The sequence below is a fragment of the Paenibacillus harenae genome (assembly GCF_030812415.1).
In the GTDB taxonomy this organism is placed as follows: domain Bacteria; phylum Bacillota; class Bacilli; order Paenibacillales; family Paenibacillaceae; genus Pristimantibacillus; species Pristimantibacillus harenae_A.
On the sequence record NZ_JAUSST010000006.1, the window covers coordinates 129,874 to 155,294 of the forward strand.

Sequence of the window (25,421 nt, forward strand, 5' to 3'; positions counted from 1 at the left end):
GTGATAAGCAGACGAATGGAGTTCCCCTATGGCAAGAAAAACGAAAGCAGAGACGAATGAGACGATTCTTAAGCTGATGGATATAGCAAGGCGGCACTTCACGGAGCACGGTTACGCGGATACCGTGCTGGAGCAGATCGTTCTTGAAGCGAACCTAACGCGCGGCGCGGTGTATCATCATTTTCGCAGCAAAAAAGAGCTGTTCCGCAGCGTGCTGGAATCCGTCCAACGCGAGGTGGCCCAGCGTATTGAGCAGGATGCTTCCACGTCGGAGGACGTATGGGAGCAGCTCTATCTGGGCTGCCGCGCCTTCGTGATGGCTGCGATAGAAGACAGCAGCAAGCGCATCATGCTGATCGACGGTCCGGCTATCTTGGGCTGGAACGTATGGCGTGAAATGGACGAGACGCATTCGATGAGCTTGTTAAGAGGACAGCTGCAGCTTATGCAAGAGCAAGGGTATTTGAAGGATGCTTCGGTCGATGCGATGACGCATTTTTTGTCCGGCGCGCTTAACGAAGCCTCGCTGTGGCTGGCCCATGCGGAGACACGGCCGAATGCGCTCGAGGAAGCAATGCGGACGCTGGCATTGTTTCTAGAGGGCATTAGACGGCAAGAGTAGCAGGAAAGGTAGAACGACGACTTTTTCTTCAGTTACCAACTGGCTGCATTCTGCCATCTATGTTATTATGTTGGTAACTTATCGATGGGAGGGTTACGTGTGGTAAATTTTCTCGGTTAATGAAGCGTTGCGACATCTTGCAATGATTGCTTCGTCTCTGTTTCGTGCAGAGTAATCGGGATTATTATGCCTAATACACGTGTGCCCGTCTATCGTAATGTGATCCTCCCGCCCGGGGAGCGTCTGTTTTGCGTGTTTTTCGGGTGCTTCGTTTTACGCGTATTTAGGCGTTTCTACTTTCGATTACGGCTGCGCAGACAGATGATGTCTGTGCTTTTTTTTATTTTCAATCGAAGAGGAGAATACCTATTATGACAAAACGACTTTCAAATGATTATGAGACTGTGAAGCAAGAACTGCTGGTGTTGTCGCTGCGTAACGGGTTGCAATTGTCGCCCGAGCATGTCGAGATGAACGAATCGGGGATGGATTTCCTCGTCGCTTTCGCGAAGGACGATAGCGGCCGCGAATGGGTTCTTCGCCAGCCTAGACGTTCCGATGTATGGGAACGAGCGGAAAACGAGCGAAAGGTGCTGGCAGTCGTAGGCAAGCATCTTCCCGTCGAGGTGCCCGACTGGCAGATCTGTACGCCTGAGCTTATTGCTTATCCATTGTTAAGCGGGCAGCCCGTTGCCGTCGTTGATCCGGCTGGGGGCGGTTATGCGTGGCAATTCGCCCAGGATTCGCTGTCGGATGTTTTTTTCAATTCGTTTGCCGAGACGTTGTCCGCGTTGCATAACATCGATCACGGTGAGGCGGTACGGGCCGGCGTTCGCATCAAGTCGCCTACGGAGGCCCGGGAAGCTTTTGCCGCGAACATCGAAGAAATTAAACAAAGCTTCGCCATTCCCGCCGCATTGAGCGAGCGTTGGACCGCTTGGTTGTCTTCAGGCTCATATTGGCCGAAGCATTCGGTGCTAAATCACGGAGATATGCATCCGCCGCATATTATCGTGGATCAAACGCAGCGCGTGACGGGTTTGATTGACTGGACGGAGGCGGAGATTGGGGACCCGGGCAAGGACTTTGTCATTTACTATGCTCTATTCGGCAAGGAAGGGCTGCAGGATCTGCTAACGCGCTATGAAATTGCGGGAGGCCGAACATGGCCTCGCATGGCCGAGCATATCGCCGAGCAATGGGCCGCCTACCCGGCATTGGTAGCCAAGTTTGCGCTTATTACGGGCAAAGAAACCGATATGGAAATGGCAAGAGGCATGATAGCGAGCTGGAATGTCGACTGAGACGAAGAAAAGTAGATCTATCTGAACCAATAACCGCGAAGCTTCGTAGCTGCGCGGTTATTGGTAATTTCCCTTCGTTATGCGTCTCGATTATTTCATACGGCTTACGAGGCCTGCCACAAGCTTGCTGAGCGTTTCCTTCCCGATGAAAGGGGCGAGGCTGGCGAGCAGGTCGGGGTTGTAATTGTCCTCGTTCATGCCTTCCAGCAGCTTCTCGATATGCTGCCTGGCAAGGAAGGGGGCTAGACCCGCGATGCGACCCGCGCCCAGGCTGCCATCGGCCACTTGATCGACGAGTCGGCCGAGCGTATCTTGGCCGATGAACGGGGCGAGGCTTTGAACGGCGTCCCAGTTCAGATTGCCGGTCTCCGCTTGCAAGACGAGCCTATCGACCTGCTCATTGTGGAGGAAGGGAGCGAGTCCGACAATGTGCGATAGATCTACAGTGCCGGCGATCGTCCGATCGACCAGTTCGCTAAGCGCTCCCCTGCTGATAAATGGGGCGAGCGAGCTTACCGTCTCCCATGGTATTTGTTGATCCGCTGCCTGAAGCACGAGACTGTCAATGGTTTCCGGGTCGATGAAGGGCGCTAATTGCTGAATAACGTCCATGCTGAAGCGGGTTTTATCCACTTTATCGGTCACCTGCTTCAGCGTGCTTGCTTTCATAAGCGGAGCAACCTCCACAAGCTCTTCGGCCTCGATCATCCCGTCGTTCACCATATCGGCAAGCTGCTCGGTTTCGTTGTCTGCTATTTTCTCAATAATCGTACCGGCATGCTGGCTGTGCTCGCTGTTTATAAGACCGCCGTTAATGATGTCATCGACTGTCGTTCCGAAAAACTTCGCCAGCTGCGGCAGCGTTCCGATATCCGGCATCGACTCGCCGCGTTCCCACTTCGAGACCGCTTGGTGGCTCACGTTCAGTTGATCGGCCACCTCCATCTGCGTAAGATCCTTCTCTTTCCTAAGCTTCGAAATGTAGGCTCCAATCAGACGCAAATCAAGCATTTTTCAATTCCTCCCGCAAGGTTAACGTACAGCGCGCACTGTCCATATCAGCATAGCATGCGGCCGTTCGGCAGCCTATCAAATGTTGGTTGAATGAAGCTTTGCAACCAGCGGTTGAATGGAGGGGTTCCGCAGCAGCTATTTCGTAAAAACCGACCATTTCCGCTACAATAAAGGTAGCTATTCCAGTTATATTTGTTGAAGGAGGAGTCGTGCAGATGAGCGGGATGGGTAATGGGGAGCATGCTGGCGCGGATATCGGCTCAGAACCGATTCATCATACGGTGACGATCGGCATGGGCTGCTTCTGGAGCCCCGACGCATTGTTCGGCAGCTTGCCCGGCGTCGTTCGCACGCGCACGGGTTATGCGGGAGGCACAATTCCTGCGCCGACGTACCGCGAGATGGGCGATCATTCGGAAACGGTACAGATTACGTACGACCCTGTCAGCATAACATTGGGGCAGCTTCTGCGGCTCTTCTGGGATAATCATAATCCATACAATATTAACGACTACAAGGGACGGCAATATCGGTCCTTATTGATCTACCATCACGAGTCGCAGCTTGATGCCATTCATTCGGTGCTGAAAGAGCGGGAGACGTCCCCGGATACGGAGATCGTACAGCATACACAGTTCTGGCCAGCGGAGGACAGGCATCAAAAATATTATTTGCACAGATATCCACAAGCGGTTGTAGCGCTGAGCGGCCTATATGCTGCGCATGAGGAGTTAGTTGGATCGACTGTGGCTGCGCGTTTGAACGGTTTGGCGAAAGGATATACCAACCTGTCGCGTTTGAGGGAAGAGATCGGGAGTTGGAATATCGATTCGGGCGAGAGGGAACGGATTTTGCATATAATCACCCAAATTCGTTGGTAGAGGAGGAGACGAAGGATGAAATTGTTTCAAATGAAGCCTGCGCAAGCAGGGAAGCATCGCATGGCTTCTTTCTTGGATGACAACTTCGTATGCGCGGGAGTGGCGGGGATCGGCGATCTTGAGCATGTAAGCCAAGTGGAGCTTGTCGCCAGGCTGGCACAGCTTTACGGCCCGGAGAATGCGGAGCTGGGAAGAAGGGTTGAAGAGCTGGGCTGCTTCGTGCACGACATGCAAGACGGCGACTATATCCTTATTGCCGACGGCGATGCCGTCCATCTAGGCGATGTGGGCGATTACTATTATGTCGACCGCTACGATAACGAAGAGGACGGAGGCTGCCATCGGCGCGGCGTCACTTGGTTGAAGGGTTACGACCGATCCGAATTGAGGGAGGAGCTGCTTCCATTCCTGGAGGAGCCGCATTCGGTTTCGAGATACGGGAAGACTGTTTCGAAAGAACAACTGGCCAGCTGGCTAGTAAGGACGACAAGCATGGATCGATCGTCGCAAAATGAGGGAAGTTCCGCCGTACCCGCTCATCTCGTCGGAGAGGCGCTTTCGATATTGGAAGCCGCCATGCGCAGCGACGATGCGGATCGAAGGGAGCGGGCTGCTATCGCGATTTTGCAATACGCCGGGCAATCGAATCTGAATGGGTAATAGCGGCTTAAGCGCTCCGTTTCGGGAGAGGAACGAAGCGCGATGCTAAAATGTCATCCAGCTTATCTTAACAAGCAATACACCATAACGCAGGCGGCTGTGAACGGGAGGCACTCTTGTCCATAGCCGCTTTTCAATTTGTTATGTTTGTTAGATAACATATGAGTGTTCATGCAAAAAACAATGATAATGCCATATTTTATGTAAGCGCTTCAATGTATAATATTGGTGTAATTCGGTTCGTTATAATCCAATTTATTATGCGGAGGGATGCGGCTTGTTCAAAACAAGGAAAAAATCGTTGTCCAGTATCATTATGTTATCTATGCTGCTTTATTTGTTAGTGCCGTTCACTGGTGTTGCATACTCGCAGACAGAGGATGTGAATTATGATTTCGAGGATGGCACGACGGGCGGCTGGCAAGGCGGCTGGGGGGATGCGCTTGTCTCGGTGGAAGCAAGCGGCGACCTGGCTGCCGCCGACAACGGATTCGCGCTCAAAATAAATACGAGCTACTCGAACGCTGCGGCTTGGCAAACAGCTGCCATTCGGGTGTACCACGGCCTTGATCTAACGAAATACGGGAAGATCGACTACGATCTCTACGTACCGCAATCCTTCGCTGGCGTGCTTGGCGTCAGCACCGACCTGAACGGAAGCTGGCAGGGGCTCGATTACAGCAACCATGATATTGCAGCGCTAGCTTCGGGAGCCCAGACGATCAATGGCATTGACTATGTTCCGATTCATAAGAGTGTCATCATTCCGACAGGCTCGTCGCAAGGAGAGCTCGTTATTCAATTGCAGAAGAACATGGACCTCGTCTACAACGGCTCGATTTACGTGGATAATGTCAAACTGACAGCGCTGACCGGTATTCCGGTCGATCCGGAGCCGCCTACGCAAGTCGTTGGCACTTATAAGGCTGGCGAAGCTTTGCTGGCCGGCAACGGGCCTGAATTCAGAACGGTTCCTGCCAGCGGCGATGCGCTATATGACGGCGAAGGCTATGTATCCTTCTTCTATGAGCATGATGAAGCGAATCCGGGAACGGCAAATTTCAATGTGAACGTTTCGTCGGCAGGGCTGTACAATCTTATCGTCGGGTATTACGCCCCTTATGGCGATAAGGAAACGTCGATTCTCGTTAACGGACTGTCTAATGGCAATTCCAAGCTGCCAATCTTGCCTGCCGGAGAAGTGACAGGCGAATACTCGGCGGGCAAAGTACTGCTTCAAGAAGGCGCGAACACGATCGGTTTTGCGAGAAACTGGGGTTATTACGGTATTGAGTACATTACGCTTGAATCCGACAAGCCTGCAGCCGACCGCGTCGAGGCAGAGGATGGAGTAATCGGCGAAGGTGCGTCAATATTGACGGACACGCCGGGTTATTCGGGCACGGGCTATGTGTTCATGCCGGGAAGCGGCTCGATTACGCTGACTTACGATGCGGCTTCGGAAGGGCTGTATGATTTTGCAATCGGCTATCATGCGCCTTTCGGCTTCAAGGAGACTTCGGTGCTGCTGAACGGCGCTCCTGTGGCAAGCGTGCCGCTTGAGCAGACGACCGAATTCGCGGAGAAGCAGGCAGGCAAGCTGCTCCTTCAAGCGGGTGAAAATACGATTCGGTTCGAGCCTGGCTGGGGATGGTACAATATCGACTATATTTCCTTGACGCCGACGGCCCCGCCGAAGACGCATAACGTGCCGAAGACGCTCGCGAATCCGAACGCTTCGCCGGAGGCGCAGGCGGTCATGAACTATCTCGTGGACAACTACGGCAGCAAAATGATTTCGGGCCAACAAACCCTGGAAGATGTCGAGTGGATCTATGAGCAAACCGGCAAGTATCCAGCAATATTTTCGTCCGACTTAATCGAGTATTCGCCATCCCGCGTGGAGTACGGATCAACTTCGCAAGAGATCGAGAAAGTAATGGACTGGGCGGAGAGAGGCGGACTTATCTCCTTATGCTGGCACTGGAACGCGCCGAAGGGATTGTTTGGCAATGAAGTTGGCAAGGAATGGTGGAGAGGATTCTATACGGAATTTACAACGTTCAACCTCCAGTATGCGCTCGATAACAAAGACTCGGAGGATTACGGGCTGCTGATCCGCGACATCGATGCGATATCGGTGCAGCTGAAGCGCCTGCAGGACGAGAACATTGCCGTTCTGTGGAGACCTCTTCACGAGGCGGAAGGCGGCTGGTTCTGGTGGGGAGCGAGCGGTCCGGAAGCGGCGAAGGAGCTGTACCGCATCATGTACGACCGGATGACGAACCACCATAGTCTGAACAACCTGATCTGGATTTGGAACTCGGCTTCGCCGGATTGGTATCCAGGCGACGATGTCGTAGACATTATCAGTACAGATATTTACAACGCCGCTGGCGATTACAGCCCAAGCAGCAATAAGTATGACAGCCTCGTTGCTTTGGTGAACGACAAGAAGCTCGTGACGCTGCCGGAGAACGGACCGATTCCGGATCCGGATCTGCTTCAAATCTATAACGCCGATTGGAGCTGGTTCAGCACGTGGACCGGCAACTTCATTAGAGACGGCGCCGTCAATACGGCAGAACATCTGGATAAAGTGTTCAACAGCGAATATGTCATTACGCTGGATGAGCTGCCGGATAACGTGTACAGTTACGGACTTCCGGAAACATCGGCTTCCTTGTCCGCTTCGCCGAATGCGAACGGATGGTTTAACGAGGATGTAACGTTGACGCTAACCGGCACTTCGGAACAAGGGAATGCGGTAACGACGTATTATGCCGTTAACGATGGCACTTATGCGGTGTACGCAGAGCCTATCATGATTTCTTCCGAAGGCGCAACAAGCCTCAAGTATTACTCGGCGGATGCTTCAGGCGCTGCGGAATCGGTCAAGTCGCTTCAGCTGAAGCTGGACAAAACAGCGCCGTCCGCGCAGCTCCTGCATTCGGGCGGCGTCGTGCATGACGTTACGCAGGGTGAGTCATTGATGTTCGAGCTGATAAGCGCGGACGCGGGTTCGGGCGTTGCTTCGGAGCAATTGGAGCTTGACGGAGCGGATATTGCGAGCGGTCAGGCTATTAACTCTTCCACTCTTGCTGTCGGATCTCACACGTTGCAATATATCGTTACGGATCTGGCAGGCAATGAGCAAGCTGGCAGCGTGAGCTTCACGGTTGCGAAGCCGCTGGCGAAGGGGGCTCCCGGCAAGCCGGTGCTTAGCGACAACAACGGTCGCGATACGGGATTGAAGGACGGCAGCTACACCGTCACGATGAACCTGTGGCACGGCAACAACGGTACGGAGTTCAAGCTGTACGAGAACGGCGTGTTGATTAATACGAAGAGGCTGACCGACATGTCGCCCGGAGCTCAGAGCGTTGCAACCGCGATTACAGGCAATACGAACGGCAAGTATACGTACACTTGCGAGCTCACGAACGTTTACGGCACAACCTCGTGCGCGCCGCTCGTCGTCGCCGTGAAGGATGCGAACCCTGGCAAAGCTGTATTATCCAGCGACAATTGGGATGGAGACGGCCAGTTCAAGGTGATGATGAATATGTGGTGGGGAACGAATGCGACGGAATACCGTCTTTACGAGAACGGCCAGCTAATCGAGGCGAAGGCGCTTAGCGAATCCACGCCGGGCGCGCAAAGCGCAGTTACTTCAATCACCGGCAAGGCCAAAGGCACATACGCGTATCGATGCGAGCTTGTGAATGCGGCAGGCGTTACTTCGAGCGAGACCATTACGGTCGTTGTGAAGAAGTAGCAAGGAGTTGAATAAACGGCGGAACCCTTGGGTTCCGCCGTTTTTAATTTAAGAGCCGATGCGCACTTGCAGCCTCCTTCGAAGCCACGCATCCGCCGAGCATAGTGCCGTAAGTGCACATATGATCTTACACAGATCGACCGAGGCCAGCTCGGCTGCGCGCAAGTCCTCATCGGCGACGGAACTGAGAAAAGGAAGCGCGTCCCGAATCGACTCGATTTGGCTCGTATTCATGCCATTTCTCCTTTGCAGATGAGATAATAATAAATACATTCTCGGACGCGGTTCTTTTATCCATTTAACGATCGTTGAAGCCATCCCCTACGTGTAGTGGTAGAATAGGTACTAAAAAACGATTGATAGGCAGGAGAGGCAATGAATTTGGACATAAGCTTAACCCATACGGGTGTATTCTTCGATGTAGACGACACGCTATACGATCATTTGATGCCGTTCCGAAAAGCGGTAGATGCCGTAGTAGGCGTGAACGAAACGTTTCCGTACGAGAAGGCGTACCATAGGATGCGCTATTATAGCGATATTCTGTCGCTGGAGATGGGCGGAGCGGGCAAAATGGAGGAAGGGCAAGCGACGGAGATTATGCGCCGCCGCCGGTTCCAATTGACGCTTGCCGAATTCGGGATAGAGGTTAACGAGCAGCAGTCGGCGGCTATTCAGGCGGCCTATATCGGCTGCCAGTTCGACATTACGATGTTCGACGGCGCGCGGGCATTGCTGGAGCGGCTTAACCGAGCGGGTTATATCGTTGGGCTGATCACGAACGGGGCGGAAGCGCATCAGATGAGCAAGATCAAGGCGATGGAGCTCGATGCGCTTATCCCGCCGGAGCGTCAATTCGTTTCGGGCAAGGTCGGCCACGATAAGCCGGACCGGAGGATATTTGATTACGTGAACGAACAGACGGGGACAACGCCGGCGAACAGCATCTATATTGGCGATTCTTGGCGTAACGATGTAATCGGAGCCATTGAGGCGGGGTGGAGCGTGATTTGGTTCAATCATCGGAGCGTGATGCCGGAGTCGGAGCACCGGCCGCATCATATAGCGTCGAGCTATGAGGAATTAAGCCAGCTGCTTCCGGGAAACGAGGTAAGTTCGGTATAAGCAGGCAACGACGGTTATACGTTGACGGACAAGGCGAACGCCAAAACGTATATTTGTTCTATTAAACTTCCCGAACATTCACGAGGATTCGGGATTTTTTTTTCGTCTTATGAGGGGAAATTGAGGTATAATGGGGATTGTGTGAACAAATTGTTGGCAATTCTATTAAATGTCACAAACAATTAAAGATAAGCTATTGACGTTCATTTAAATATCCGATAGGATTACTTGTATTAATCATTATTTTAGATGGTATAAGGGGAGAATGCGCAATGAACAACAAGAAACTTCGCTCGATGCTTGGGCTGATGCTGGCGGTCGTGATCGTCGCTACAGGCTGCGGACAAGCTAAGGGCAACAACGCGAACGCGAACGGTGCGGGCAACGGGAATAACAAACCGGCAGATGAAGTAATAGCGGACATTCCTGCGGCACTGGCCGATAAAGGCGATATTAAACTGAAGGTTATCCGCAAGATCGGCGGAGACGATCACACGGCCCAATTCCTTGCCGGCGCGAAGCAAGAGGGCGAGGCGCTTGGATTCAGCGTCGACACGTTCTCGGCGAACGGCGATACGGCGAAGTTCCTCGACGCGCTTGACCAAGCGGCGAACAGCGACGTGGACGGCGTCGTCGTCTCGCACGGCGATGACCCTGCAACAGTGAAGGCCGTTCAGGAGCTGAGAGACAAAGGAATCGAAGTCGTTGCTTTCGACTCCGTAGGCGAATTGTCCGGCGTATCCGGCGTAACGCTTACTTCGCAGGATGACGAAGCGCTCGCTCAATTCGCGCTGGATAACCTCGTGAAAGAGCAAGGCGAGGATGCTAAGATCGTATACCTGTGGGTGGACGGCTTCCCTCCAATGGTTCGCCGCAACAACGTCTACACAGAGACGCTGGCGAAATACCCGAACATCAAAGAGGTTGACCGTTTCGGCGTTGCAAACGAGAATACGTCCGTCGACACGCAAAACGCGGTAGCCGCTATGCTGACCAAGTACCCGAAAGGCGAGATCGACGCGATCTTCGCAACATGGGATGCGTTCGCGATAGGCGCGGCTAGAGCGCTGATCGAAGCAGGACGCACGGAAATCAAGATTTACGGTATTGACGTATCGAATGCCGACCTGCAAATCATTCAAGAAGAGAACAGCCCTTGGGTATCGACGGCTGCGGTCGATCCGAAGATGATCGGTGCGGTTAACGTAAGATTGCTTGCCAAGAAGCTGGCCGGCGAAGAGACTCCGGAGACGTACAACCTGGAAGCGGCGCTTATCGATCAAGCAAGCTTGAAGAAGTCGGCGGAGCCTGTCAACATGGTTACGCTTGCCGAAATCATTCCCGGCTGGGGAACGACGGATGCTTTCGAAGAAACGTGGATCAAATCGTTGAAGGCTGCAAACGGCAAATAGGCATCTATTTCTAAAATAAATAATGATATACTAGCTGCATGAAGCTAGAGCAGGCGCCCTTGTCCATACGGATGGGGGCGCTCTATCCTGTTTGGAGAGGAAGGTAGACAGTTGACGGAGCGAGAGGCAAGCAGGCTTGAGATGAAAGCAATATCCATTGAATTCCCCGGCGTGAAGGCGCTCACCGATGTTGACTTTCATACGTTGGCCGGACGTGCGCATGCTTTGATCGGCGCGAACGGGGCGGGCAAGTCCACGCTGATGAAGGTGCTTTCGGGCGCGTACAATCACTACACGGGCGAAATATGGCTGAATGGCAAGCACGCCCCCATTCGGTCGCCTAAGGACGCGAAGGATAACGGCATTCAGATCGTCTATCAAGAAGTAGACACCGTACTTATTCCTAACTTGACCGTTGGCGAAAATATTATGATGGAACAAACCGTCCATAACATGAAGGGACGGCATATGATCAGCTGGAAGCAGTTGCACCGCTCGGCGCAGGATGTGCTGAACCGATTGAACGTAAAGGTACCCACGAGAAAGCTTGTCCAAGAGCTGACGCTTGCGGAGAAGCAGATGGTATTGATCGCGCGGGCCGTGTCGATGGAGTGTCGTTTTCTCGTATTGGACGAGCCGACGGCGCCTCTCAGCCATAACGAGACGGAGCAGCTGTTCCGCCTCGTAGGGCAGCTGAAGTCGGAGGGCGTCGGCGTCATCTTCATTTCCCACCGTTTGCCGGAGCTGTACGAGATTTGCGACGACATCACGATTATGCGTGACGGAAAGCTGGTCGTGCGGGATGAAATCGGCCGCATGAGCCAGCAGCAGATTGCCCTGCACATGCTCGGCGCGAAGCTGGACGGTCAGTTCCCGAAGAAGGAACGGTCGATCGGGGAGAAATGGTTCGAGGCGAAGTCGATTCGCGATGCCGGCAAGGTGAAGGACGTTGATTTGTTCATCCGCAGAGGCGAAATCGTCGGTCTTGCGGGTCTCGTGGGCGCTGGCAAGACGGAGCTCTGCCGTGCCTTGTTCGGAGCGTCTTCTGCGTCGTCGGGCGATGTTTATCTGCAAGGGCGCAAGCTGCGGATTCGGTCGCCGCATCAGGCGGTGAAGAACGGGCTGGCGCTCGTACCGGAGGAACGTCGCCGCGAGGGCATATTCGTAGACGAGTCGGTAACGGACAATATTACGGCGGCTGTCCTATCGCGATTCACGAAGTGGGGCTCCTGGCTGAGTGCGGCAAGGGAGAAGAATGCCTCTGCTTCGATCATTAGCGATCTTGGCATCAAGACGCCAAGCGGAGCTGCGAAGGTTCGCAATCTGTCGGGCGGCAATCAGCAGAAGGTTGCCATTGGCAAATGGCTGCTCGTCGATGCCGACGTGTATATTTTCGACGAGCCGACCAAAGGGGTCGATGTCGGCGCGAAGCGCGACATCTACGATCTGGTGGCCGAACTGGCCAGCCGCGGCAAATGCATCTTGTACGCCTCCAGCGAAATGTCCGAGATGATGGGCATCACCGACCGCATGTACGTCATGTATGACGGCGGCGTCATTAAGGAGCTGGAGACGAAGCATACGAATGAAGAAGAGATCTTGCTGTACAGCACTGGAGGCTTGTTGACATGAAGGCTGCCGAAGCGAATCGGAGCCCGAAAGGGTTTAATTTCTTTGATTTTCTATATAAATACGGGACGTTAATTACGATCCTGCTGCTCGTTGCCGTATTCGGTACGATGACGGACAACTTCTTGAACGGCGCTAACATTATAAATATATTGCGCTCGATTGCTATCGTAACGATTATAGCGACTGGACTTACAGTATCGCTTTCGGTAGGCGGCTTCGACTTATCTGTCGGTTCAACGGCATCGGTTTCTAACGCGCTTGTCATCTCGATGTTCGTCTGGCATGGTCAGAGCGTCGGCGTCGGGATTGTCGTCTCCATCGCCTTCTGTCTCGTCATCGGCTTAATTAATGCTTTTCTTGTCATCAACTTCAAGATTCAAGATATGTTGATGACGCTGGCGACGATGTTCATCTTCCAAGGCGTGGCGCTCACGTATACAAGAGGGGCGACGATCTCGCAAAATATGATCATGCCAAACGGCGATTTTGCTACGGGAGTCATTCCCGATTCCTTCGGCAAGCTCGGCGAAGTGCCGTGGATCATCATCATTATGCTGCTTGTGGTCGCAGTCGTTCACCTATTCCTGACTTACACGAAGCATGGCCGTTATATGTACATGATCGGCGGCAATCCGGAAGCGGCCAAGCTGTCGGGCATCGCGGTCGGCAAATACCGCTTGATCGCCTATCTCGTGTCGGCTTTGTTCGCGGCAATCGGCGGCATCGTGCTTGGCGCGCGCGTCATGAATGCCGAAGTTAATGCGGGCGGCCCTTATTTGATGGACGCGGTCGCGGCGGCTTTTATCGGTTACTCGGTACTCGGCGCAGGCAAGCCCAATGCGTTCGGCACGTTCGCGGGCGCTGTGCTTATCGGTATTTTGTCCAATGGGCTTATCATGCTCTCCGTTCCCTATTACGCGATGGATATTGTGAAAGGCTCCGTTCTGGCGCTCGCGCTCGCGATAACGTACTACAAGCGAAAGCACTAGCGAGAACATAGAAACAAAGCGGCTCCGACAGTCTAGATTGGGACTGAGGGCCGCTTTTTTTCTTGCCGACAAATGCATCCAATAGCGTCCTTTTATGATATATTTAGGTCAAAAAAGAGTATGAGGCTGGGGGAAATTATGATCGCTTATTACAAAGATTTTATGTTGAATATTTTTCTTATTTTTTCCCCGCTTGTGTTTTATCCTTATATATTCCGGGTGAAGGGCAGGCTGGTACTGTACCGCTTCTTGCTCTATATCGTTTTTGCAATTGCGCTTATTACAACGATGTCTTTCCCGATTCATATTAATGGTCTCACGTACGATTTTCGCTCCATTCCGCTGGCTATCGGATCCTTGTACGGCGGGATGCCCGTCGCGTTGCTGTTATATGCCACATTACTAATCTACCGTTATTTGCTGGGCAGTCCGAACGAGCTTCTGTACATTTGTGCGTTGCTGCCGAGTCTGATTGTCGTGTACGGGGTTAACAAACGCTATCATACTCTTAAGCTGCCTCATAAAATCATTGCCGCAGTGCTGTTATGCACTTCCATTAAATTGATCGCGTTTTCTATATACTTCGCGTTGATCGGGAAGCTTGAATTGTTCTACGGCAAGCCGCTCGCGACGCTCCAAACGTATTTGGTGCAGGGCGTCATCGTCGGAATCGGCATCTATTTAATCGAGAAATTGGTCAAATACTTCTATATGCAGGAAGAGGTTATTCGCAGCGAGAAAATGAAGATCGTGGGCGATATGGCCGCATCCGTCGCCCACGAGATCCGCAACCCGCTAACGACCGTCAGAGGGTTTATCGAGCTGCTCGGAACGGCTAACTTAAGCCAGCAGAAAAAAGACTTTTACAAACAAATCAGCCTCGAAGAGTTGGATCGGGCGCAGCTGATCATTACCGATTATTTGGCGCTCGCCAAACCCGACCCCGAGACGGTCGAAAATATCGACTTAAATGAAGAGGTTCGTTATTTGTCGAACGTGCTGCTCACCTACGCGAACTATAACAACATTCAGATAAAGGAAAACGTTGCGGCTGGGCAGCCGCTTCTGGTTGCGGGTGATCGGTACAAGTTCCGGCAAGCGATGATTAATATCGGCAAAAATGCGATCGAGGCGATGCCGGGCGGCGGCGTACTGGAGATTCGATCGGACAAAACCCACGATGAGCTGCTTATTCGCATCAGCGATAACGGCTGCGGCATGACGCAGGAGCAGATCCGGCGGCTTGGGACGCCGTATTATTCAACGAAAGAGAAAGGGACGGGCCTTGGAACCATGGTCTCGTTCGGCATCATCAAGAAGATGAACGGGAAGATCGACATTCAAAGCAAGGTAGGGGCGGGAACGACGTTTCAGTTCAGCTTCGCGAAGGATGCGAAAGGGATGGAAGAAGTGAGCCGGCGAGTCGGCATGATGCGGGAAGAATCGCAATAAAATAAAGGGGTTATCCCACAGGTCGGAATGGATCGACCTGTAGGATAACCCCTGTTTTGTCTATGGGCCTTGCATTGCCGTCCGTCTATATCCTATTCGGCAAAATCGTTCCGCAGCGTGAAGAGGTCGCGGAGCGCGTCGGTGGACAGCTCGGTAATCCAGCCCTCGGAGCTCGTTATGATCGTGTCGCTAAGCTGCTGCTTGCTCTCCAGCATCTCGTCGATCCGTTCCTCGAGCGTGCCGAGCGAAATGAACTTGTGCACCTGCACGTCGCGGGTCTGACCCATCCGATAGGCGCGGTCGGTTGCCTGGTTCTCGACGGCCGGATTCCACCAGCGGTCGAAGTGGAATACATGATTCGCCGCCGTCAGGTTAAGGCCGACACCGCCGGCCTTAATGGACAAGATGAACACGTTCGGCTGCTCGGCCGGCGGCAATGTCTGCGATTGGAACTGCTCGATCATCCGATCCCGCCCGCTCTTGGACGTGCTGCCGTTCAAGTAAAGCACCGGCTCCCCCAGCTCGTGCTGAAGCACCTGCTGCAGCATCTGACCCATGCCGACATACTGCGTGAAGACAAGGCAGCGCTCGCCTTCTTCGCGCAGCTCCCGAACCATGGCGAGCAGACGCTCCAGTTTGGACGAGCGGCTAATGAGCGATTCGAAATCCGGTGCCGTGTCAACCGCTGCTCCTTTAACCGAGGCTTCGACAGCCGAGTTCTCCTTCGTCAGCAGAACCGGGTGGTCGCACAGCTGCTTAAGCTGCGTAAGCGCGGCAAGTATGGCACCTTTGCGCTCGATGCCCTCGAGCTTCTGCATCCGGTCCATGAGCTGGTTCACGGTCTGGTCATAGAGAGCGCCTTGCTCGGCCGTAAGATGAATATAGGTCTTCATCTCGTTCTTATCCGGCAGGTCAAGCTGGATAGAGGGATCCTTCTTCTTGCGGCGCAGCATGAACGGCTTCACGAGCTTCTGCAAGTCGGCCATCCGCTTCTCGTCGCGCTCGATTTCGATGGCTTTGACGAAGCGCTGCTGGAAGCCCGCGGCGCTGCCCAGAAAGCCGGGGTTGATGAAGTCGTAGATCGCCCATAGCTCCGTGAGGCGATTCTCGATCGGCGTGCCTGTTAACGCAATCCGGTGCTTCGCCTGCATGCCGCGAACGGCGGACGACTGCTTCGTCTGGGCGTTCTTGATATTTTGCGCCTCGTCGAGGCAAATGGCAGCCCATTGAATCGGCTGCAGCAGCTCTTGGTCGAGCGTGGCCGTCGCATAAGAGGTCAGCACGATGTCGGCTTGCAAGGTCTGCGCAAGGAAGGCGTCGCCGCTGCTGCGCCTGCCGCCGTAATGGAGCGTGACGCCGAGCGACGGGGCGAAGCGCTGAATTTCCTTCTGCCAGTTGCCGAGCACCGAGGTCGGGCAAATGATTAGGGCAGGAGGAGCGCCGTCCGGCAGCCCTCCGGATTCCTTCATATGCAGCAAGTACGCGATTAGCTGTACGGTCTTGCCTAAGCCCATATCGTCGGCGAGGCAGGCGCCGAGGCCGAAACGCCTTAAGAAGGCGAGCCATGCGTAGCCGTCGCGCTGGTACGCCCGCAGCTCGGCGCGCAGCCCGGCCGGCGGCTCTAGCGGCGGCAGCTCGGATTGCGAGCCGAGCTGTCCGATCAGCTTAACGAGATGCTCGTTAAGCTCGACCTCCAGCTGAACGCGGGCCGCGTTGTCGGCCGCATCCGCAGCAATGTCTTCGGCGCTGCTCCCGCCGTCGCTTCCGAGAAGATGCAACTGCAGAACGTCTTGGAAGGAAAGGCCTTCCGAACGGTCCACGCTTGCCATCAGCTTGCGAATTTGCGACAGCAGGGCAGGGTCAAGCGAGATCCATTGTCCGCGGAAGCGGACAAGACGCTCGCCCCGGGCGACGAGCTCGGCGAATTCCTCCTCGGTCAGATCGGCTTCTCCGATCGCGATTCGCCAGTCGAAGTCGACGAGCGAGTCGAGGCCGAACAACGAGCGGTTCGTCCCGCGGCCCGCGTTGTCCTTCACTTTGGCGCGCAGCCGCGGCTTCTTCTTGCTGGCCGCCTCCCACCAGGCGGGAAGCAGCACCTGCCAGCCGGCTTCGAGCAGGCGGCGGCTGCCCGTCGTTAGAAACTGCCAAGCGGCCTCATCCGATAGCGGAGCGCTTAGCAGATCTTTGCTGCCCGAACTGACCTCTGCCAGCTGTTCAGCCGGCAAGCATGCGCGAAGATGCTCAAGCCATCCGGTCGAGCGTTCCTGCACGTAGCTTGACCACGAGGCGGGCCAAGAGCCGAGCGCGCTGCCGTCCCCTGCAAGCCGTATTGGCGTAATTGCCGTCTGGTCCAGCTTATCTTGAAGCACAAGCCGCAGCCGCCATTCCAGCTCCTCTTCGCCGGGCTCAAGCAATTGCAGCATGGGACGGAAAGGCGCCGTATCGGCCCTCCAGCCGATCGCCATGAGCCAAGCCTGCTCGTCCATGCCTTCGACAGTCGAATGATCGCTCGCGAACAAGAGCGGAAATTCTCTGCGCAGATCGGCTTCTTCCGATTCCGTAGAATAGAAACGCTTGAACACCGACGCAGAGAAGGCGGCTTTAAGACCTTCGGTTAGAGCTTCGTCTTGTTGCGATGGAGTTTCTCCGGCTTGCCGGCCATCCTGTGTCGCAAACGTAGCCGCATCTGTATCCTTGTCGTCCCAGCTCCATTCCAGCTTACCCTCCAGGAAAGCCGATAGGTTCGGGATATAGCGCTTCTCCTCGAGGTTTGCCGCCAACAGAGGCGCGAGCTGGACGATCGCCGGGCCATGTCCCGCCCATTCCCATTCCATAGAAGAGAGCAGCTCCAGCTCGGAGAAGAAAGGAATCACCTGCTCGGCAGGCAATAATATCAGCTCCGTGTTCTGCACCTGCATCACCTCGAGCTCCGTTCCGTAGAAGGAGGGCTCGTGCCAGGCGAACAAGAGCTGCTTCAGCACCAATCCGTTCAGAGCGCTAATGCGATTCGCTTTATGCCCGTAAAGAAGGGCGTCGCCTTGCGTCGTTAAAGTGACCGTAACCTTGGCCGTATCGACATGCGTGCCTATGCTCATGGGATCAGCTTTCCTTTCCGCAGTTCTTCCGAAAGCGCGCGGAGCCTGCTGTGGCGGTCCAGGAACGAGCCTAAGAAGAGCTCCCATCTGTCCTCGCGCTTCAGCTTCTTATATAGCTTGGCCAGCCGTTTTAGCAGCTTGACCGCATTTTTGTAATCGGCTCTGTTCTTAAGCAGTACGTATCGCTCCACCGCTTGATGGTAGAAGGGAAGCAGCAACCCGGGATCGTTTTTCTCGATATCGGCGAATTCCGTGACACGATAGTCAAGCGGTTCTCTTCCTTGGCTTATTTGGTAGTCCATCCACTCGCGCAGCTTGCCGTATGCCTTCAGCTTATCCTCGTAAGCATCAAGGCTTGCCGGGAGCCGCCGCTTCAGCGCATCCCACATAAGCGGTTCGGCATCCGGACGATGGCGTACGGCCACATCCCAGATTTGGGAATACAACAGCTCCGCATTGCCGGAGAAGCCCGTCATGCCAGAGCCAATCCACGTCATCCATTCAACCAGGCGATCCCATTGTTCATTTCGTATCATCTCCCGCAAAAAACGAAACAGATCGTCGGGATTCCATTCGGACCGATTGACGGCGAGCAGAAGCTCTCTCGACTCGCGGTCGTTCTCTTGTCCGAACCAAGCCCAGCTCCGCGCGATCGTCCACGGATACGCACGCAATTCACTCCCTAATGTATCGGAAGCCGCCTCCAGCTGCCGCAGCTCCTCGGCATACAGCTCCGTGCCGTCCATATTGGGCTGAAGCCAATTGGTCCATAGCTCAAAATAAAAAGCGGAAGCAGATGATTGATTGCGTGGCTGGGTAAGCATTTTGCGGCGCAAGAAAGCAAGCGTCCCGGTTGCGCGTTCCCATTGCTCAGGTTCGTCTCTTAGCGCAAGCCTTTCATCCAGTAAGCCCATAATCTCCTTCTCCACATCGGACGCCGCGGAATGGGTGAAGAATCCCATATAGAAGTTATGCTGCATCGATGAGCCGTTCATAGGCATCGTCAGCGCTTGCAGCACGAATAGGCGCGCGTGCAATTGAAGAAACTGCTCCAGAACGGGGGACAGCGAAGGTTTATGGGCGAAAATGGACTTCAGCGAATCCTGCGCATATTGCGCGTTCCTTGTTCTGTCCTGCAAGCTTGCCGTGCAGAGGGCGAACCATTCATGCCATTGCTCTATCGTCATTCGAGGCAGCTCGTCGCCCTTGGCCGACAGCTCCGCTGCGGATGCGACAACCGGCTTAGCCGCTGACGGCTTCGGCCTTCGATCGACCGTCATGGAGGTTGCCGTTCTTGGGGCCGGCCTTCCCGTCACATATTGCTGGGCGTTCACAAGCGTTTCGACGGACCGGTTCTGAAGCCTCGCATACTCGAGCAGCACCGCAAATTGATGCTTGCAGTTGTTCCGCACAGGGCAGGTGCAATGATTTAAGGTGAAAAAATCAAGATTCATCTCGACCTCATAGTTTTCATTTCCCTCTACAACGCCCTCAATGTGCTGCGGCGCGCTCATCGACAGATGAAGGACGCGCCCTTGTCTATAGTAAGCGTATCCGCGCTTGACGGTTGCCTCGTCGAAGTTGTCGGCGACGTCTTGAATGAGCATATTCCACTGGCCTTGATCCATTGCAAACAAGTCGTCCATGTTCGTACAATCTCCCTTAAATCACATTAAATAAATTATATCACTAACAAGAATAGTCGTCATATGAGGCAATAAGGCCGCCTATTCGCTAGTGGAATAGACAGCCTCGCCGATCATTGAGGTTCTATGAAAGATGGATATGTTTCAGCGTTTAATTTTAACTTTGGTGAGCTCCCGTTGCGTGAAGCGCTGAGCCGCTACGAGCTGACCGTCGGCATTTTTGCCCCAAACGGATACGAGCACCTTCCGGTTGCCGGTGAGGATTTGCACTTCGTACTGGGCAAGCGAAGCCACTTCAAGAATAACGAAGTCCGATTGAAATCGACTTAACGTTAATAAACGATCGGTCAACAATCTCTTCGCTCCGTTCAATTCGAACAGCTTCACGCGCACCCTGACGTTATTGCAGGTACTATTGTTGAGCGCCTTGACGAATACGAAGCTCGATGCGCCGGGCGGGGTGAACGTCGTGTCGACATTAACGGAGTTCTCGACCGGACCCGTTGAATATTTGTAATTCACAGCCATCAGTCTCACAACCTCTCAGGTAGAATACTATATTCTATGAAAAGGCTGAAGCGAATCTTGGACGATTCTACTCGATTGGCTCAGAAATAACGGTCATAATCTCCGACTATAACGTAACGCCTATTCCGGCCTTGTACCGAAACAATTGCAGCATGAAATACGTCTTAATAATGACATCAAGCAAAAAGCGTTGCAAAAGAGAGGGGCAGTTATTATGAGGTGGCTTCCTGTTGCAAGGAGCAGTCGATGGTGGCTTTGGGCGGGCGTTTCCGCGCTTATGGCAACCTTGCTGCTATGGATTATTCGTTTCGGCTTCCTGGGGCAGTCGTTTACGGGCGATTATGCAATCCGGTTTCTGTTGCTCGGCACGGGCGTTTCGTTCCTGTTCGGCTTCTTCGGATGGCTCGGCTTGCGCAAGCTGGCGTTATGCTCCACTGCCGGCCTGGCGGCCGGTCTTATCGGGATGGTCGTCTATTCCAGAGATATGAACGGTTGGGAGGACCTCGCCAGCATCCTCTTTTTCATGGAGGCGATTGCAGCCGGATTCGTAATCGGACTGATCGTAGAGGGCATATCTTTAATGGTTAGGCTGGCAAAAAAATAACAGGCTACACATTCAGCCCCATACTGTCGACCATGCTTCACTTAACATTTGAATGCCGCGTTCCATATCGCTATCATCGATACCTCCGAAGCCCAAATAAATTTTGGGCTTTTCGTTATGCCCGCGCATGCCGGGGCTTTGCAGCCCGTAGACGCGTACCCCTGACGCAGCGGCCAGCTCGATCAGCCTCTCGGCGCTGCAGCCCGCTTGCAGCGTCAGCTCGATATGCAACCCGGCACGGTCGCTTGTCACCTCGGCTCTGCCGGGCATATGGCGCTCCACGCATTGAATGATCCGCTCGAGCTTCCTCCGATAGACCAGCCTCATTTTGCGAATATGACGATACCAATGCCCCTTCTCGATGAACAGCCCCATTGCCCACTGATCGATCCGCGACGGGCATGTTAGAATCTGCGCGAGTCCGTTCAGCCTTTCCATGAGTTCGATTGGAAGGACCATGTAGCTCATGCGCAGCGCCGGCGTGAACGACTTGGAGAATGTGCCCAAATAGATGACGGAATCGTTGCGGTCCATCCCTTGCAGGGAGGGAATCGTTTTGCCGTCATAACGGAATTCCCCGTCATAGTCGTCTTCGATAATATAACGATCGCCCTTCTGTGCCCACTGCAGCAGCAGCTGCCTGGTTTTGTAGGGAAGCGGACTGCCCGCTGGACGATGGGACGGCGTCATATAGAGCGCCTGCAGCGGGTTTCGTTCAAGTTGGGCGAGGTTCGGTTGCTTATGATCGTCATCGTTCGGAATCGGCACGAGCTTGATCCGATGCTGCTCGAAAATCGTTCTGATCTGTGCAATCCCGTACTCCTCGACCCCTACGGCCGCGCCATCGCCCAGCAGCCTCGATAGAATATGTATACTGTTCGAAATGCCCGTGCCGACGACGATCTGCTCGGCTGTGCAGACCGCTCCTCTCGAATTCGTCAAATAGCGCGCCAGTTGCTCTCGCAAGCCGTATTCACCGCGAGGATCGCCGTATTCGTGAATGGACCGGCCGTTCATGGCAAGCGATTCCGCTAACGCAGATCGCCATTGACGAATGGGGAAAGATTCGCCGTCGACGGTCAGCAGGCTGAAGTCGATCATCGGTGCTTGCGGCTCGGCGGACCTCTTCTTTTCCTTGTTATTGGGCCTCTTCGCTTTTGCGAATGTCCGATGCTCATAATCGATGACATATAGGCCGGAGCGCGGCTTGCTCGATGCATAACCTTCTTCCAGCAGCATCTGGTAGGCGGTCTCTACCGTTGTTTTGCTGACGCCTAATTGTCGGCACAACGCCCGCACCGATGGGAGCTTCGCGCCGCCCTGCAGGTTGCCGTTCTGGATAAGCGTCTTGACTCGTTTATAGAGCTGTATGTAGAGCGGTCCTTCGTCGCCCGGATTAAGCGTAATGTCCATCGGTTTGATTCCTCCGCTTGCTTCTCTTCATCTGACCCCTAAAAGTAGTTGCCAACTGACACTTCGTTAGTAGTCACTTGTAGTATAGACTGTGAGCTAAGCACCGGCAATAAAGAAGCGTTTAGGGGGAATCGATATGTGGAATGGAGCATCATCGGATACGGCATCGTCCAAGCTGGAAGCGTTAGGCATCAAGCTGCCAACAGCCAGTGAACCGGCAGCCAGCTATGCGAACTGCGTCATGGAAGGCGGTCTACTGTTCGTATCGGGCAAAGGGCCAAGCGGCGGAGCGAGAGGGAAGCTTGGCATTGACTATACGACGGAGGACGGATACAAGTGCGCAAGAGAGACGGCGATTGAAATATTGGCTGTCGTGCAGTCGTATCTCGGTTCGTTGGACAACGTGAAGCGCGTCGTGAAGGCGCAAGGGTTCGTGAACGCGAGCGCGGACTTCGCGGAGCATCATAAGGTGCTTGACGGCTTCTCCGACCTGATGGCCGAGGTGTTCGGGGACAGAGGCGTGCATGCGCGCTCCGTATTCGGAGCGGTTTCGTTGCGCGGCGGATTGCCCGTTATTATTGATTCCATTTTTGCGGTTCGGGAGGAACGGTAAGATGCGGCTGGCGTTTATTTTATTCGACGATATGACGATGCTTGATTTCAGCGGCTTTCATAACGCGGTAACGTGGCTGAAGAAGCGAGGACTGGTGGAAGACATGACCTGGGATTATTGCGCAACCAAGGAGGAGATTACGGACGATCGAGGCATGCGGGTGAAGGTCGATCTGGTTCTGCCGCATTTGGGACATTACGATGTCGTGTTCCTTCCGGGGGGAATGGGGACGAGGCGGCTGGTTAGCGACGCTTCGTTCATCGATTGGCTGCGAACGGCCGAGGAGGCGGCCTATAAGGCGTCCGTCTGCACGGGCGCGGTTCTTCTTGGCGCAGCGGGCCTGCTCACGGGGAAGCGGGCGACGACGAATCCGAACGCGATCGAACTGCTTGTTTCTTATTGCGGGACGGCGGTTAGGGAGCGGTACGTACAAGATGGTCGCGTCTTTACGGGCGGCGGCATTACCGCGTCGGTGGACTTGGGGCTTTTTTTCATAGAGTCGATCTGGGGCGAAGCTGTTGCGGCGGACATTCAGCAAGCGATGGATTATCCGTATTATAAGAGCTTAGCGTAAGCGGCATGGCTCGGAAGTAAGGGAGGGATTTAGCCTGACAGGGCTATGTTCCTTCCTTTTTAGTTTGCGTAAATGATAGAATTATGGAGGAATTACGGGTAATTTGCAGAAAAATTTACAGTGAACATTGTGCGCGTTGAATGGGGGGCCATATGCTGCAAAGACGAAAAGACAAAAGTACCCATCTGTATAGTAGCGATTCTTACGGGGAGAAAGGCAAGGGAGGGGGAGATAAGCGCGCCTTCAGCCCGCTATTGGGGTCGATCCGCATTGCCGGCGTTTATTTTGTTGTAGGCTGCTTATGGATATTGCTAACCGATCGGGCGGTGTCGGCAGTTACGAATAATGCCGGATGGATCGCGAAAATTAATATGATAAAAGGCTGGTTTTTCATTTTCGTTACGGCGCTGCTCGTCTTTGCCCTGATATGGCGGACGCTTAAGCGTATTAAGAAGGTAGAAGAGAAGCTGGAGCTTGCTTATCGCGAGATGGTACAAGCCCATGACGAGCTGGAATCCGCCTATGAGGAAATCACGGCTGCCGAGGATGAGCTTCGCCAGCAATACGATTTCGTCACCCAGAACCAGCGGAAGCTGAGAGAAAGCGAAGAGAAGATGCAGCATCTGGCCTACCACGATCTGCTGACGGGGTTGCCCAACAAGCTGGGCTTGTACGAAAACGTGGGCAATTCTTTTTTTGCGGGGAGAGAGGGCCATGCGGCTCTGCTGTTCGTGGATATCGACAACTTCAAATATATCAATGATACGATGGGGCACGGATTCGGCGACCGGCTTATCGTAAAGGCGAGCGAGAGGCTGAAGTCGATTGTCGCTCAACAAGGCGTCGTTTATCGGTTCGGCGGCGATGAGTTCATTATCGTATGGCATAGTCTGGCGCAGCGGGAGCATATCCATGAGGCGGCAGGAAGCATTCTATCCTGTTTCAAGCAAGCCGTCGACATGGAGAGCACGATGATTCATATCAGCATAAGCGTCGGTATCAGCCTGTATCCCGATCATGGCAGCGATATGATGGAGCTGGTCAAGCGTGCGGATATTGCGATGCACAAGGCGAAGGAAGCGGGCAAGGACAATTATATCGTTTTCGACCATCCGCTGAACGAGATCTTCGCCGAGCGGATGATGATCGAGAAACAGCTGTACAAGGCGCTTGAGCTTAATGAGTTCGAGCTTGCCTATCAGCCGCAAATCGATCTGGCGACGAATCGGATATCGGGTCTAGAGGCGCTGCTGCGCTGGAAAAGCCCGGAGCTTGGCTGTGTGTCGCCGCTCAAATTCATTAAGGTAGCGGAGGATACGCATCAGATCGTGCCGCTCGGCGAATGGGTACTGGGGAAGGCTTGCCGATTTCTGCGGGAGCTTCATCAGAAGGGGTTCGGGCATTTGACGATGTCCGTCAATATCTCTGTGCTGCAACTGCTTCAGACAGGCTTTAACGAAATGGTGCTGAGTACGCTGCAAGCGTCGGGACTCGATCCGCAAGACCTGGAGCTTGAGATAACGGAGTCGGTGCTGCTCGAATCGTACGACCATGTAAGTTTGAAGTTGAACGAGCTGAAGCGTACGAATATTAAGATCGCGCTGGATGACTTCGGTACCGGCTATTCCTCTTTAAGCCATCTGACCCATCTGCCGATCTCGACGCTGAAGATTGACAAGTCGTTCATCGATCTCATCGGGGCGGAATCGAATCATCAGGCAACGCTTGTGGAACAAATTATTTTGATCGGCAAAAGAATGAGCATGAACGTTATCGCGGAAGGCGTGGAAAGCGCGGACCAGCTAGCCTACTTGCGGGAGCAAGGCTGCGACAAGGTGCAAGGCTACTTCTTCAGCAGGCCGCTGGCGGCCGGCGAACTGGAACAGCTTCTGCTTGGATAGAAGTAACGGATGGGAAACCTTGCTTTCCGTGAACCTTGGGGTTCATAGGCGGTAAGGTTTTTTATTTTGCACGTCGTTTCTTGCCTTATAGGCTGCCGCACAAAAAGGCTTATAGGTCGCTCCCGCTTACACCTTGGCCACTCTGAACTCATATGTTAACGATATATATACGATTAAT

The 25,421-nt window shown here is 53.9% G+C and carries 20 protein-coding genes; 14 read left to right on the forward strand and 6 right to left on the reverse strand.

All coding sequences use genetic code 11. The features are described from left to right. Positions 1 to 28 precede the first annotated feature (28 nt). Entirely contained in the window at positions 29 to 622 is a 594-nt protein-coding gene (locus J2T14_RS21530; protein ID WP_307474046.1) for a TetR family transcriptional regulator, read from the forward strand. A gap of 371 nt (positions 623 to 993) precedes the next feature. Next, a complete protein-coding gene (locus J2T14_RS21535) occupies positions 994 to 1,926 on the forward strand; it encodes a macrolide 2'-phosphotransferase (RefSeq protein ID WP_307474048.1) in 933 nt (310 codons plus the stop codon). Between the two features lie 90 nt (positions 1,927 to 2,016). On the opposite strand, the gene J2T14_RS21540 is transcribed toward J2T14_RS21535, so the two are convergent. Continuing rightward, the gene (locus J2T14_RS21540) at positions 2,017 to 2,937 is read right to left on the reverse strand and encodes a helix-turn-helix domain-containing protein (protein WP_307474050.1); all 921 of its coding nucleotides are present in this window, start codon (positions 2,935 to 2,937) and stop codon (positions 2,017 to 2,019) included. A gap of 218 nt (positions 2,938 to 3,155) precedes the next feature. On the opposite strand from J2T14_RS21540, the gene J2T14_RS21545 reads away from it, so the two are divergent. The 3 genes from J2T14_RS21545 (at position 3,156) to J2T14_RS21555 (ending at position 8,259) form a co-directional block, all read left to right on the forward strand. Next, positions 3,156 to 3,821, forward strand: a complete 666-nt coding sequence (locus J2T14_RS21545; protein WP_307474053.1) for a peptide-methionine (S)-S-oxide reductase MsrA — start codon at positions 3,156 to 3,158, stop codon at positions 3,819 to 3,821. Between the two features lie 15 nt (positions 3,822 to 3,836). After that, positions 3,837 to 4,481 (forward strand): hypothetical protein, encoded by a 645-nt coding sequence (locus tag J2T14_RS21550; protein WP_307474055.1) that lies wholly within the window; start codon positions 3,837 to 3,839, stop codon positions 4,479 to 4,481. A 277-nt stretch (positions 4,482 to 4,758) separates the two neighbouring features. After that, positions 4,759 to 8,259, forward strand: coding sequence for a glycosyl hydrolase (locus tag J2T14_RS21555; protein ID WP_307474057.1), 3,501 nt, complete (start codon positions 4,759 to 4,761; stop codon positions 8,257 to 8,259). Positions 8,260 to 8,307: 48 nt separating this feature from the next. Here J2T14_RS21555 and J2T14_RS21560 read toward each other — a convergent pair whose 3' ends face one another. Then, positions 8,308 to 8,493: a hypothetical protein gene (locus tag J2T14_RS21560; RefSeq protein ID WP_307206151.1), complete on the reverse strand. Its 186-nt coding sequence runs from the start codon at positions 8,491 to 8,493 to the stop codon at positions 8,308 to 8,310. A gap of 141 nt (positions 8,494 to 8,634) precedes the next feature. Between J2T14_RS21560 and J2T14_RS21565 the strand changes: the two genes are divergently transcribed. The 5 genes from J2T14_RS21565 (at position 8,635) to J2T14_RS21585 (ending at position 14,869) form a co-directional block, all read left to right on the forward strand. Continuing rightward, positions 8,635 to 9,384 carry an HAD family hydrolase gene (locus J2T14_RS21565; protein WP_307474059.1) on the forward strand — a complete coding sequence of 250 codons (750 nt, stop codon included), beginning with the start codon at positions 8,635 to 8,637 and terminating at the stop codon, positions 9,382 to 9,384. Between the two features lie 272 nt (positions 9,385 to 9,656). Continuing rightward, positions 9,657 to 10,796: a sugar ABC transporter substrate-binding protein gene (locus J2T14_RS21570; protein WP_307474061.1), complete on the forward strand. Its 1,140-nt coding sequence runs from the start codon at positions 9,657 to 9,659 to the stop codon at positions 10,794 to 10,796. Positions 10,797 to 10,937: 141 nt separating this feature from the next. Beyond that, on the forward strand, positions 10,938 to 12,428 hold the full coding sequence (locus J2T14_RS21575; RefSeq protein ID WP_307474809.1) for a sugar ABC transporter ATP-binding protein: 1,491 nt from the start codon (positions 10,938 to 10,940) through the stop codon (positions 12,426 to 12,428). Then, the gene (locus tag J2T14_RS21580; protein ID WP_307474063.1) at positions 12,425 to 13,417 is read left to right on the forward strand and encodes an ABC transporter permease; all 993 of its coding nucleotides are present in this window, start codon (positions 12,425 to 12,427) and stop codon (positions 13,415 to 13,417) included. Before J2T14_RS21575 ends, J2T14_RS21580 begins: the two co-directional genes overlap by 4 nt. Positions 13,418 to 13,555: 138 nt before the next feature. Further along, positions 13,556 to 14,869: an ATP-binding protein gene (locus J2T14_RS21585; RefSeq protein WP_307474065.1), complete on the forward strand. Its 1,314-nt coding sequence runs from the start codon at positions 13,556 to 13,558 to the stop codon at positions 14,867 to 14,869. 92 nt (positions 14,870 to 14,961) lie between these two features. Here the strand turns inward: J2T14_RS21585 and J2T14_RS21590 are convergent, their stop codons facing one another. From J2T14_RS21590 to J2T14_RS21600, 3 genes are all read right to left on the reverse strand, one after another. Continuing rightward, positions 14,962 to 17,958: a DEAD/DEAH box helicase gene (locus J2T14_RS21590; protein ID WP_307474811.1), complete on the reverse strand. Its 2,997-nt coding sequence runs from the start codon at positions 17,956 to 17,958 to the stop codon at positions 14,962 to 14,964. 2 nt (positions 17,959 to 17,960) lie between these two features. Beyond that, on the reverse strand, positions 17,961 to 19,610 hold the full coding sequence (locus tag J2T14_RS21595) for an SWIM zinc finger family protein (RefSeq protein WP_307474067.1): 1,650 nt from the start codon (positions 19,608 to 19,610) through the stop codon (positions 17,961 to 17,963). Positions 19,611 to 19,754: 144 nt separating this feature from the next. Beyond that, positions 19,755 to 20,138, reverse strand: coding sequence for a hypothetical protein (locus tag J2T14_RS21600; RefSeq protein ID WP_307474069.1), 384 nt, complete (start codon positions 20,136 to 20,138; stop codon positions 19,755 to 19,757). Between the two features lie 214 nt (positions 20,139 to 20,352). Here J2T14_RS21600 and J2T14_RS21605 point away from each other — a divergent pair, with 214 nt between their 5' ends. Then, a complete protein-coding gene (locus tag J2T14_RS21605; protein ID WP_307474071.1) occupies positions 20,353 to 20,742 on the forward strand; it encodes a hypothetical protein in 390 nt (129 codons plus the stop codon). Between the two features lie 12 nt (positions 20,743 to 20,754). Here the strand turns inward: J2T14_RS21605 and pdxR are convergent, their stop codons facing one another. Then, a complete protein-coding gene (pdxR, locus tag J2T14_RS21610) occupies positions 20,755 to 22,155 on the reverse strand; it encodes a MocR-like pyridoxine biosynthesis transcription factor PdxR (RefSeq protein WP_307474073.1) in 1,401 nt (466 codons plus the stop codon). Between the two features lie 136 nt (positions 22,156 to 22,291). Here pdxR and J2T14_RS21615 point away from each other — a divergent pair, with 136 nt between their 5' ends. The 3 genes from J2T14_RS21615 to J2T14_RS21625 all read left to right on the forward strand — a co-directional run bounded on the left by J2T14_RS21615 (position 22,292) and on the right by J2T14_RS21625 (position 25,243). Continuing rightward, positions 22,292 to 22,768, forward strand: coding sequence for a RidA family protein (locus J2T14_RS21615; RefSeq protein WP_307474075.1), 477 nt, complete (start codon positions 22,292 to 22,294; stop codon positions 22,766 to 22,768). 1 nt (position 22,769) lies between these two features. Beyond that, complete coding sequence (locus J2T14_RS21620) at positions 22,770 to 23,342, forward strand: DJ-1/PfpI family protein (RefSeq protein ID WP_307474077.1); 573 nt, start codon at positions 22,770 to 22,772, stop codon at positions 23,340 to 23,342. Between the two features lie 152 nt (positions 23,343 to 23,494). After that, the gene (locus J2T14_RS21625; RefSeq protein WP_307474079.1) at positions 23,495 to 25,243 is read left to right on the forward strand and encodes a putative bifunctional diguanylate cyclase/phosphodiesterase; all 1,749 of its coding nucleotides are present in this window, start codon (positions 23,495 to 23,497) and stop codon (positions 25,241 to 25,243) included. The last annotated feature ends 178 nt before the right edge of the window (positions 25,244 to 25,421 follow it).